Below are 11,437 nucleotides of genomic sequence, written 5' to 3'. Positions count from 1 at the left end.
GACTCACTCCGTAAGTCATTGATTTGTAAGGAAAGGGAAAACGACGCTTTTCCCTTTCCGTGGAGCGAAAAGTCCCGCCTGGACTTTTTGCGACCCTATCAATGTTGATTATACTCATCCGGAGAGGATGTTTTCAAGTTATGGTTCATCTGGATGGACAGGAAACGGTTTACTGTTTACCCTAGGAGCCTGTCCGAGAACCTCCCTGTTTTTTAACAGGGAGGGCACAGGCTCCTAGGTAGAGTTTGTTGGAAGATGTGATCCTGGTCCAGTATTTTATATAATACATTGTGTTAACTGTGACTTACCATCTTCACCGACCACTTTATCATCGGTTGATATGAAGAAAAAATTTTATAAGCGTTCTTCCGACAAACTTTTACGCAGCGTGTCAGGGTTTTCCGACACGCTGCTAGACAGTGGAAAAGGATCTTCCTGCACCCATGCACCCGACAGGAGTTTACCATGGATAGCACCTTTACCATCCACCTCCTTCAGTGGAGAGTCGTACCCGGGGACATCGAGGAGAACCTCAAAAAAGCGGAGGGCCTCCTCGCCAAAGCCGGTCCCGGGAACGGTGACGTGGTTCTTCTGCCTGAGATGTTCCCGTCAGGGTTCTATTACAAGGACCTGGATCAAATGGCCTCCGGGTCCGGCCGGGTCCTCGAATGGATGGCCCGGACGGCTGCGAGTTCCGGGGTCCACCTCGCCGGCTCCCTGCCCGTTCACAGGGAAAGCGGCATCGCAAACAGCCTGATCCTGGTTGGTCCGGGTGGCCAGACGGTGGCTACCTACGACAAGATCCACCTTTTCCCCATGACAGGCGAGCATCTCCACTTCCTGGCGGGGGGAAAGACGGTGATCGCGGACCTGGGCGGGTTCCCCGCCGGCATGGCCATCTGTTTCGACCTGAGGTATCCGGAACTCACCAGGCGCCTTTGCCGGGACGGGGCCCGGTTGACCATCGTTTCCGCCCAGTGGCCCGAAGCGAGGATCGACCACTTCCGCGACCTGGTCCGGGTCAGGGCTCTCGAGAACCAGATGTTTGTGGCTGCCTGCAATTCCTTTGGCGACAACGGCAAAGGGCTTGTCATGGGGGGAAACAGCATGGTTGTGAACCCCTGGGGTGAAGTTCTGGGATCCCTGGGTGACGGGGAGGGGGTGCTTTCAGTGCCTGTGGATATGGACCAGGTCCGGAAGCTGCGCGAAAAATTCCCGGTTCTCGAGTCCGCCCGTACCGATCTGTTCAAATGACCGGCAACTTGAGCGAATTGCGCCTGGGAATGGCGCCCGGATCAGTGACCGGAAAACATGTCACTGGTCCGTGAGGAAGGCGGAAACGACGCTTTTCGCCTTCCGTCGAGCCAAAGTCCCGCACGGACTTTGGCGATCTATCAGCAGTCTCCGTGAGGAAAGGAAAAACCCCGCTTTTCCCTTTCCGTTGAGCCAAAGTCCCGCACAGACTTTGGCGATCTATCAGCAGTCTCCGTGAGGAAAGGAAAAACCCCGCTTTTTCCTTTCCGTTGAGCCAAAGTCCCGCATGGACTTTGGCGATTAACAAAGTTTAAGGGGTCAAGACCTGATCGCCTGACCGGGACGCCAGGAAGAGTTCCAGGGCCTCTTGAGCCTCTTCGAAAGACGGGTTGATGGACAGGGCCTTCCGGAAAGCTTCGAGAGCCTCCTCATCCTGCCCCATACATGCAAAAGCCTCCCCTTTCAGATAATAGGCGTCCGCGAATTCACCATGGGCCCCCAGGACGGCTTCCACCTCTTCCATGGCGCGCACCGGGTCATCGAGGTCAAGGTAAGTCCGGGCCAGCTCCAGACGGGCTGCCGCCATGTCGGGGTTCAGGGTCAGTGCCCGTTTGAGCTCCAGGCACGCTTCCTCATACTGGCGGCTCTCCCTGTAGGCGCTCCCCAGGAGGGCGGCGATATCCGGCCACTGGGGATGCCGGGCGGTGAGACGCTGGAGGATCTCGGCCGCCTCCCCGTAAAGCCCTTCCCTGACCATGGCCGAGGCCAGGGCCACCTCGCCTTCCCGGACCTGGGAATCGCTCTCCAGTTCCACATCGACCCTTACAGAACGCAGGTAGGCGGCAAAAGCCAGAACCATCATAAAAAGGACCCCGGCACCCACAACGGACGTGAGGCGGGCAGATGACGCGACGCCTTTCCTGGCAACGACATGCCCACCGCTGGCACCCTGTGGAGGACGGAACAAGACGGCCAGGTCGCTCATCCCGTCTCCCGACGCGGGAGGCGGCAAAAGGTCGGTGAGGGCGTAGTTCACGAGCTCCACCCTGGATCCGCTCTCCGCCTGGACAAGCAAACCGACACCGGGCGCAAACCACATGTATCCCAGGTAAATGGGATCTGTGGCGGACCGATAACCGATACGGATGGCGTTGCGGAAAGTCCCGGCCGCGACGGTGACCGGTCCCCGTTCGAGCACAGTGAAGATGAGGGGAGGGTCGGACCAGGGGGAGTTCCACGTTCTCCCCGGCTCCAGGGGCCAGTTAATGAGAAAGCTCAGCTGACCGTAAAGCTCCGCGGAATCGGGAGGGGACGTTGGTTCCAGGCGGCCGATGCCCTCGGCTGTGATCACGTAGTAGAAGGGTTTTCGCCCCGTGTAGGAGGCTTCGACCAGGAGCACACCCTGTCTATTGGTGGTTCCCTTGATGAACAGGACCTCTTCCTTTCCATCAAGGTCACGGTAAGTCCAGGAGCTGCCGGGGCTCAAGGGGAAGCTGTTCTCGCCCGCGGCCATGGCGGGAAAAAGAACGCTCGACGCGAGTATCGCGATGGAAACCACCATCAATCTGAAAAGGCCGGCAGAATAACTCACCACAATATTTCCCAGGTTGATTACTCCAGGTTTAAATTAGACGACCTCACAAAAAGCCTCTTCCAGAATACTTTCGCAGCGTTTCGGAGTACTCCGAAACGTTGTTAGCATACCAGTTTACGGTTTGCGGTGTACACCCGAAATCCGCAAATGGTTTTGGCCGGCGGATTTCGGGTATGGTTTCCCCCTGCCTGCGGCAGGCAGGCTCAGGAGAACGTTACCCGTCCCTTTCAGTCACGCCACCGACGTGATTTCGCCATCGTCGTGACTGCGAAAAAGCAGGGACAAAAGACAACTTACCGCAAAATTCGCGAAATTTAAATGAAGTTACCCAAAACGTAAAACAGCTCCTTCCATTGCCGTCAGAGTTAAAACCTGTTAAAGGGTAGCGATTCATAAAAGCTTTCGTTCCATCCCTGGCATATTTCCAGGAACCCAGGCGCAAGTTTTCTTTCTGATTACTGATTACTGATCCCATGCGCATTCTCATTGACGGATACAACCTCATTCGCCGCATCCCTGAGTTGAGGGAAGCGGATCGCCGCGACCTCGCCCAGGGCAGGGAGAGTCTGCTCGAACAGCTCTCCCAATACCGTGCGGGAAAACAGCACCGGATCACGGTGATCTTCGACGGGGCCGATGCCATTCACCTGGGTGGAGGGTCAGAGAAGGTTGGAGGTATATCGGTCCGTTATTCAGCCAGGGGCAGGAACGCTGATCAGGAGATCATGGAGGCGTGCCGCACCGGGCAGGCCGATCTTCTCGTCACCGCCGACCGCGAGATCACCGACGCCGCCGACCGCAGCGGGGTCACCTCCATATCGCCCGACCTTTTCTGGGACAAGGTCTCAGAGGAGATGTATCGGCGGTTTAAGGGTGAAGAAAATGAAGTGGAAAGGGGAAGGGGGAAGGGGGAAAGGGGAAGAAAACTCTCCAAGGCGCAGAGGAGGGATCGGGGGAGGATCGAGAATTTATAGACACCAGATTTCAGTAGTCAGATATCAGACTACTGGCTACTGGCTACTAAAAATATCGCTTCACCTCAAACCTCAACAGCTCACACTTTTCCGTCGGACCGATCCCCGCTTTCTGCCTGGCTATGGCAAGCTGTTTTTCCACCGTATCGATACCCGGAAGGTCCGGCAGCAGTACTCCCTTCCGGTAACCGGACTGGACGATGACACCGTAGCGTGACGGGTCGAGATCGTCGGGAGATGACACCGGTTGGGGTGCGGTGAGGACGTCCACGGAGACAGTGATCTGGTCCAGTTCCTCCGGCGCCACGGGGGCGAACCTGGGATCGCGGGTGGCGGCTGATACGGCGTTCCGGGCCACCTCGTCGCCCAGGGTCCCGGTGACCGGAAGAATAGTCCCGATGCAGCCTCTGAGCTGTCCGCCTTTCTTGAGACTGACAAAGGCGCCGGACGGTTCCGTTGAAAAGAGGTCCGCCTCCGCTGTCGGAGCCGGTTCACCGGTCAGATGGTTCTCGATGGCCAGCCTTGCCAGGCGGACGATTGGATGTGAAGGGGGATGAGAAGAAGAGCTGACGGTCATAGTGATCTCTCCAGAACGTAGTTCGCCAGGACCTGGAGGCTGTCCCGGCACGGCCCGGCAGGGGCGGCCGCGAGGGAATGGAGGGCCAGGTCCCGATATCCCGCAGCGATCCCGAGGGTGGTCTCGAGGGTCCCATGCTTAACCAGGAGAGCCAGGACCGTCTCGAAATCCTCAGGCTCGGGCCCATCCTTTAAAAATATCTCCGCCAACCGGGTCCTGCTTTCCGGATCCAGCGCCTCCATGAGGACGATCACGGGCAGGGTGACTTTCCCCTCCATGAAATCCTTGCCGATGGCCTTGCCCAGCATCCCCCGTTCCGCTGTGTAATCGAGGATGTCGTCCACGATCTGAAACGCCAGACCCAGGTTCAGGCCGTACCCTCCCACAGCCTGAAGATCCTCACCCTCGAAACCGGCCAGGTAACCGGCTGAAATGCACGACGCGGAGATGAGGCTCGCCGTCTTTCCCCTGATGACCTCGATGTACTCCTCCCGGGTCGTCGAGGGGCTGTAGGACCTGAGAAGCTGCAGCACCTCTCCCCTGGCCATCTGCGTCGTAGCGTCGGAAAGGGAATCCAGTATCCCGAGGTGACCGATCTCCACCAGGAGGTTGAAGGCCCGGGAGTAGAGGTAATCGCCCGACAGGACGCTTGGTTCGGCGCCCCAGATACGGTAGGCGACCCGGTTGCCCCGACGGACGTCGGACTGGTCGACGACGTCATCGTGAAGCAGGGTGGCAGTATGGATAAACTCTACCGCCACCGCGAGCTTGTAGACGCTCTCCTGGAGCCTGTTGGGGGAACATGAGGAAACCAGAAGGACGAGGAGGGGACGGAACCTTTTCCCCCCCCCGTCAATGAGGTGTTCAAAAACGCGGTCGATGAGGGAAACGTCGGTCCGCAGGTACGTTTTAAAGTAGTTCTCGAGGGCTTCGCATTCCTGCCTGACCGGCTCCCGGATGGAATCCAGTCTGCTTGGGGGACTCCCTGCAGACATTAATCCTCCTCGTTGGCGGGCTCCTCGGGCTCCGGTTCACCCATCAGATACCTGTGCATGGCCCCGGAAGCCATCCGTCCGTCACCCATGGCGAGGATGACCGTGGCGGATCCCCGAACGATGTCGCCGCCGGCGTAAACACCGGGGATGCTGGTGGCGCCGGTCTTCTCATTGACGACGATGTAATCCCACCTGTTGAGTTCGAGACCGGGAGTGGACTTGGTGAGCAGGGGGTTCGAGCCCGTTCCCACCGAAACGATGACCACGTCGCAATCGACGATATACTCGGACCCCTTGACGGGGACCGGGCGGCGGCGTCCGGAATCGTCGGGCTCGCCAAGCTCCATCCGGACACATTCCATACCCGTGACCGCGCCTTCGTCGTTGCCGAGGATGCGGGTCGGGTTGGTAAGGAAGTGGAATTCGATCCCCTCTTCCTCAGCGTGGTGGACCTCCTCGACCCTGGCGGGCATCTCCTTCCGGGAGCGCCTGTAGACCACGATGCTCTCCGCTCCCAGGCGCTTGGCTGTCCGGGCCGAGTCCATGGCCACGTTACCGCCTCCGATGGTCGCCACCCTCTTGCCCTTCTTGAGAGGTGTGTCCCGCCGGGGGAAGTCGTAACCGCCCATGAGGTTGGAACGGGTCAGGTACTCGTTGGCCGAGTAGACCCCGTTGAGGTTCTCACCGGGAATCCCCATGAACATCGGGAGTCCCGCGCCCACACCGAGGAAAACGGCTTCGAAACCCTCTTCGGTCATGAGGTCTTCGATGGTAAAGGTCTTGCCGACAACCACGTTGTTGATGACCTTGACGCCGATCTTTTCGAGGTTGTTGATCTCGAACTCCACGATCTCGTTGGGAAGCCTGAACTCAGGGATGCCGTACACCAGCACGCCTCCGGGCTTGTGCAGGGCCTCGAAGATGGTGACGTCGTGGCCCTTGACGATGAGGTCGCCGGCAACGGTCAGACCGGCTGGGCCCGCGCCGACAACGGCGACCTTTTTGCCCGTCGAGGGGGCCAGCCTGGGAAGCTTGACTTCGCCGTGCTCCCGCTCCCAATCGGCGGCAAACCGCTCGAGCCGGCCGATAGCCACCGGCTCCTGCTTGACACCGATGACGCACAGGACCTCGCACTGGTCCTCCTGGGGGCAGACCCGGCCGCACACCGCGGGAAGGGCATTGCTATCCTTCAGGATACGGATGGATTCCGCGAAATCACCGACCTCGATAGCCTTGATGAAACCGGGGATGTCGATACCAACCGGGCAGCCTGCGATACACCTCGGTTTTTTGCACTGGATGCAGCGGCTGGCCTCGAGCATGGCGGTCTCGGGGGAGTAGCCATAGGGGACCTCTTTAAAGTTTTTCCGTCTTTCATCCGCAGGCTGCTCCGGCATGGGCTGCCGCGGGATCTTCTCCTTTTTGGATGCTCTCTCTTTATTATCAGTCATGGCTCAGATCTCACTCGCTCACATAGGTTAAGGTTTCGATGGCATCGCGCTCCTCGGACAGGTACATCCTCTGGCGGAGTCTCAGTTCGCCGAAGTCCACCTCGTGCCCGTCGAAATCGGGACCGTCGACGCACACGAACCTGATCTTGCCGCCGACGGTGACACGACAGGCTCCGCACATCCCGGTGCCGTCGACCATGATGGGGTTAAGACTCACCATTGTCTTGACACCATAGGGCTTGGTGAGCCTGCACACAGCTTCCATCATGGGAACGGGGCCGATGGCGATGACCATGTCGATGGGCTGACCGTTCTTGATCATCTCCTCCAGCACGTTGGTCACGAAACCCTTCTGGCCATAACTTCCGTCGTCGGTGCAGACCCTGACCTCGGTGCTGGCCGCCTTCAGATCCTCCTCCATGATGAGGAGATCCCTGGATCGGGCTCCGAGAATGGAGACCACCTTGCTGCCGGCATCCCTGAACCCGCGCGCGATGGGGTGGATGGGCGCGATGCCGATCCCTCCTCCAACGCAGACGACGAGGCCGAGTTTGTCCAGGTGAGTGGGGATGCCCAACGGACCCACGAGATCGTCGATCTGATCTCCCTTGGAAAGACCGCCCATGACCATGGTGCTCTTGCCCACTTCCTGGAAAACGAGGGTGATGGTTCCGGCATCCCTGTCGCTGTCAGCGATGGTCAGCGGGATCCTTTCTCCAAGCTTTCCGACCCGGAGAATAACGAACTGGCCTGGCTTGGCCTTCCGGGCGATGTAAGGCGCATCAACGACCATGGAGTGGACATCGTGCGACAGGTTTATCTTCTCTTTGATAGTAAACACTTTCTCCATCTCCTCCTTATTCCCCCTCTTTCGACTTGGAATCGTCCCAACGGACAGTCAGGACCCCGGAGGCCGGTGATGTTGCCAACGCCTCATCGCCGAGCAGGCTCAGGACGAAAGACCGGTTTTCCCCCCTTTCAAAGGGGAGATCGTCATCCTGGCCGGTGAGCAGGGAACGTGACAGTTCCACGACCCATTTTCCGTCAGACCAGGTACCGGCCGCCAGCACGTCGGAAGCGCTGTTATCCGGCCTTTCAGCCGCATAGGAGGCGACTTTCGGGCCGGAGAAGTGCAAAGGTATCACGATTTCATAGGGAAGGCGACCCCTATCAAATTCCAGTCGGGTCCAGGTGGCATTTGAGTATCTGGAGTCCTCGTAGGTGGCCATATGCAGCGGTTGGCGGCTCACCGACAGCCTCGCGTCGGACGCATGCTGCCCGAGTCCCTCCCTGCCGGCCCTCCACATCCAGAGGTCCCATATCTCCGCGGCGGCGCTCGGGACCAGCGGCTTACCGGCCCTTCCCCACCACACGGCAATGCCGTCGTCCAGGAAGGCGGAACTGTCGTACTTCCCCTCCTCTTCGTTCCAGAGCCATGGCTGGTGATCGGAAGCAGGGTCGTTGTCAGGCCAGGAAAAGAGAAAGTAGATGCGATCGGAGGTGGATACGGCGGCCGCCTCCACCTGGTTGGCACCTGGACCGACCTTGATCCTCGACTTCGCCGCCGATGCCCACGCACCGTCGCCGGCCTTCCCGTCCAGCACGGGCGGGGGACCGTCAAGCCCGACCACTGCGAGGGTGTTGGCCTCGGAGACCAACGGGGCGAGGGGTACCCTGGGCACAGGCACCCGAAGCGATTTGACCGCCGGTGCCGCGGCCTTGCGTTTCGGTCGGGAAGGAGCAGGGGCGGGGGGGCGGGGGGGCGCCGCGGCAACAGACGACTCCTCCATCGTTTCCAGCACTCTGGTTGGCGTCTTTGTGGGAAGTTCGACAACCTTGCCGGCCGTCTCCCTTTCCACGGTCTCCTGTTTCGGAGCCGTCGACCGGGCCGGTTGGGACAGATCGGTTGTTCCAGCGGTGAGGATAAGTTCGAGATCCTGCTGTCGGGCTCCGGATGAGTTCCCGAGGAAAATGTTCACACCTTCGGCGTCTCTGGTGATCAGCCCCACCCGGAGCTGGGCCGAGGAACGTCGTGAGATGGCCGATTCGATACCAGCCGGGACGTAAACGGCCAGGGAGTATAGTTCGTTCCCGAGGAACTCGACAAACCCCCGGGACCCGAAATGGATCCTCACCGCCGTGTCTTCCCGGGTCAGGTCCGTGAGGATGAGGTCGGGGTTTTCCTTTCTCAGTCCGTCGAGGAGGGTGGCCCGCTGCTCTTGGCTGAAGGAGGCCAGGGCATACAGCTGGTCGTTGGGAAGTCGGAGTCTGTCAGCCCCGGCGTCAGAAGGCGCGGCGGCAAGGAGAAGGGCGGCGAGGACAACCGTGAACAGGAACGCCGGAAGGCGTGTCATCACAGGTCCACCACGACGGCACGCATCCGCCGGTCCAGGGTCACCGAGACCTCCTTGCCCACGAACAGGGCCACGTAACTCCGGATACGGTCGCAGACTTCGAGGAAACCCTCCATGGTGGGATCGGCAACCTCCAGCGCCTCGACGGGCGGCCCTGCTCTCCGGCCAAGGCAGTTCCTGACCAGGGACACCAGTTCCTCCCTCACGCCCTCCATATCGGGCTCGAAGCTTCCCTCGATCTCCAGGACGAGCTGCCCCCCCTGCTCCTGGAAAGCCTCCTCGTCGGCCATCTGCGCCACCTTCATGAGCAGTTCACAACCGCTCACCATGACCGTTTTCTTGTCCGGCTGCCGATCAGGTACGAACTCGAAAGTACAGTCGGAAAGGTTGAGGAGCTCACGGGCGGCACGTTCCCCTTCGGTCCCGTTGATGCAGGCATGGATCACGTAGCCGTACTCGAAGTACAGGCAGCCCTTCTCGCCGGAACCGCCGTTGCCAAGGGACAGGCAGCCGCTCTTGGCACCCATGCTCACAAGCTGGACGATATCCGCGAGGGAAAACTCCCCGAGGCTGCCTTTAAGGCTGTTGATCGAACCCATGGAAACCTCCCTGGTAGCTGAGGAGCATGGTTTCCGCGCCCGGTCGGGATAAACGCCACATCGGCTTCTCCCAACCCTTACTCTATATCCGCAGGGCCTTGAAGCGTCAAGCTTGAGTGACTTTTTGCCAGTCCACCAAGCCTGAAATACAACCTACCATACCATCGAGTTTTTTATTCCCGGAATCGTGGAAAAAAGATCCGTAGCGAATCCGGGGTCGTTGACGGCCCCGGGAGACTCATGGTAATTCATGCCCATGAAGATCCTTAGCGCCGAACTGCACGACCAGGCATTCACCCCTGCCCAGATCCCCTCTTCCCTGGACCTTGCCCAGGTCGCCGTGTTCGGACGCTCAAACGTCGGGAAATCGTCCCTGCTCGCCAGCATGATGCAGAGGAAAAGGCTCGTCAAGGTGAGCTCCAAACCGGGCAAGACCAGGGGGATATTTTTTTACCGCGTCAACGACCAGCTGCTGCTGGTGGACCTGCCCGGGTACGGCTTTTCCAAGGCTCCCAAGGTGATGGCTGACCAGTGGGCAACCCTGGTGGAAGCTTATCTGGACAGCGACCCGGGCCCGGCCCTTGCGCTGCACCTCATCGACATCCGCCACCCCCCCACAAGGGACGACCTCGATGTGAGCCGGATACTGACCAGCCGCGGGATCCCGATCCTGGTGGTGGCCACCAAGGCGGACAAGCTGTCGAAGTCCCAGCGCCTGCGTTCCCTGTCGGTCATCTCCGGGGACATGGATGTCGGAAAAAGTTCGGTCATCCCTGTGTCCGCCAAGGACAGCACCCTGTCTCCGGCTCCCCTCTGGGAGGCCATCACCGGCAGGCTGAAGGAGGGTAGTTAGAACTATGGCGAAAACCAGCATTCCAGCGCCGGTCAAACTGCAGCGCCTTTACATCGGCCTGATCGCCGTCACCGTAGCCGTCTGCATCATCTCCCTCGCTTCCCTTCTCAGGGTGAGCCACAGCCTTCAGGAGCTGTCGAGCAGCCGCGCATCCGGTCCGGCCAGGATCGAAGAGATGAAGCTGGACGTCACTGCCGCCGTGTCGGCGATCCATCGACTGGTAGGCGACTCATCTGCTGTGGAGCCCGCGCCCCTCCTGGCCAGGCACTTCGCAGCCGGTGTGCCGGGAGCCGGACTTTTGTCGCCCGTTGAAAGAGAGTTGATCGCGAAAGAGATGGCGCGCCTGGAGCAGCTGGCCCACATGGCACGATCCGACATGGACCGCCAGCGATGGGAGGACCTTCAGATCGTCCTGCGGGATGCAGACCGCACAGCGGATCGCGCCGTCGCCTCCCTGGATCGTGAGCTTGCCAGGATCCGGCAGGCCGGCACCGAAAAAGGTGACCGCCTTCAGGGCATCCTCCTGGCCATGGGCGGGCTGTTCATCCTGACGCTGCTGGCCTCTCTGGGGATCGCAGCCGACCTGTACACAACATGGAGACGATTCGAAAGGTCTGTGCTGGGGATCTGAGGCCGACATCTGTCGATTTCGGAGAAATTCCTCTCCATAGGAGAGGTCAGGTGAGGGTAAGGCCATCGACCGTCGCTCTTCTAGCCCGGACTATTCACGAGGTTCTTTTCCGTTCCGGCGGCGTTGCTGAGTCGTTCGCTTGTGCGGAATACTAA

General features: G+C 59.9%; 11 protein-coding genes. 4 read left to right on the top strand and 7 right to left on the bottom strand.

What is annotated here, in order from left to right:
- The first annotated feature begins 465 nt into the window (after positions 1-465).
- Positions 466-1,254: a carbon-nitrogen family hydrolase gene (locus tag P1S46_09275; protein MDF1536677.1), complete on the top strand. Its 789-nt coding sequence runs from the start codon at positions 466-468 to the stop codon at positions 1,252-1,254.
- Between the two features lie 310 nt (positions 1,255-1,564).
- On the opposite strand, the gene P1S46_09270 is transcribed toward P1S46_09275, so the two are convergent.
- Positions 1,565-2,845, bottom strand: coding sequence for a tetratricopeptide repeat protein (locus P1S46_09270; GenBank protein MDF1536676.1), 1,281 nt, complete (start codon positions 2,843-2,845; stop codon positions 1,565-1,567).
- A gap of 476 nt (positions 2,846-3,321) precedes the next feature.
- Here P1S46_09270 and P1S46_09265 point away from each other — a divergent pair, with 476 nt between their 5' ends.
- On the top strand, positions 3,322-3,822 hold the full coding sequence (locus P1S46_09265) for an NYN domain-containing protein (protein MDF1536675.1): 501 nt from the start codon (positions 3,322-3,324) through the stop codon (positions 3,820-3,822).
- A 46-nt stretch (positions 3,823-3,868) separates the two neighbouring features.
- Here the strand turns inward: P1S46_09265 and amrA are convergent, their stop codons facing one another.
- From amrA to P1S46_09235, 6 genes are read right to left on the bottom strand one after another with little or no spacing between them, the layout of a single operon-like run.
- Positions 3,869-4,399 (bottom strand): AmmeMemoRadiSam system protein A, encoded by a 531-nt coding sequence (gene amrA / locus P1S46_09260; GenBank protein MDF1536674.1) that lies wholly within the window; start codon positions 4,397-4,399, stop codon positions 3,869-3,871.
- On the bottom strand, positions 4,396-5,394 hold the full coding sequence (locus P1S46_09255; GenBank protein ID MDF1536673.1) for a polyprenyl synthetase family protein: 999 nt from the start codon (positions 5,392-5,394) through the stop codon (positions 4,396-4,398). Before P1S46_09255 ends, amrA begins: the two co-directional genes overlap by 4 nt.
- On the bottom strand, positions 5,394-6,845 hold the full coding sequence (gene gltA, locus P1S46_09250; GenBank protein ID MDF1536672.1) for an NADPH-dependent glutamate synthase: 1,452 nt from the start codon (positions 6,843-6,845) through the stop codon (positions 5,394-5,396). Before gltA ends, P1S46_09255 begins: the two co-directional genes overlap by 1 nt.
- Before the next feature lie 10 nt (positions 6,846-6,855).
- Positions 6,856-7,686 carry a sulfide/dihydroorotate dehydrogenase-like FAD/NAD-binding protein gene (locus P1S46_09245; GenBank protein MDF1536671.1) on the bottom strand — a complete coding sequence of 277 codons (831 nt, stop codon included), beginning with the start codon at positions 7,684-7,686 and terminating at the stop codon, positions 6,856-6,858.
- Positions 7,687-7,702: 16 nt separating this feature from the next.
- Complete coding sequence (locus tag P1S46_09240) at positions 7,703-9,199, bottom strand: ethylbenzene dehydrogenase-related protein (protein MDF1536670.1); 1,497 nt, start codon at positions 9,197-9,199, stop codon at positions 7,703-7,705.
- On the bottom strand, positions 9,199-9,798 hold the full coding sequence (locus P1S46_09235; GenBank protein ID MDF1536669.1) for a DUF4388 domain-containing protein: 600 nt from the start codon (positions 9,796-9,798) through the stop codon (positions 9,199-9,201). The genes P1S46_09240 and P1S46_09235 overlap by 1 nt, the downstream gene beginning before the upstream one ends.
- 250 nt (positions 9,799-10,048) lie before the next feature.
- On the opposite strand from P1S46_09235, the gene yihA reads away from it, so the two are divergent.
- Positions 10,049-10,651, top strand: a complete 603-nt coding sequence (gene yihA, locus P1S46_09230) for a ribosome biogenesis GTP-binding protein YihA/YsxC (protein MDF1536668.1) — start codon at positions 10,049-10,051, stop codon at positions 10,649-10,651.
- A 4-nt stretch (positions 10,652-10,655) separates the two neighbouring features.
- The gene (locus P1S46_09225; protein MDF1536667.1) at positions 10,656-11,282 is read left to right on the top strand and encodes a hypothetical protein; all 627 of its coding nucleotides are present in this window, start codon (positions 10,656-10,658) and stop codon (positions 11,280-11,282) included.
- Positions 11,283-11,437 lie beyond the last annotated feature (155 nt).

It is taken from the genome of bacterium (assembly GCA_029210545.1).
GTDB lineage: Bacteria > BMS3Abin14 > BMS3Abin14 > BMS3Abin14 > BMS3Abin14 > JARGFV01.
The sequence above is the reverse complement of the archived record's forward strand: the minus strand, read 5'-3'. Positions and strand labels throughout refer to the sequence as shown.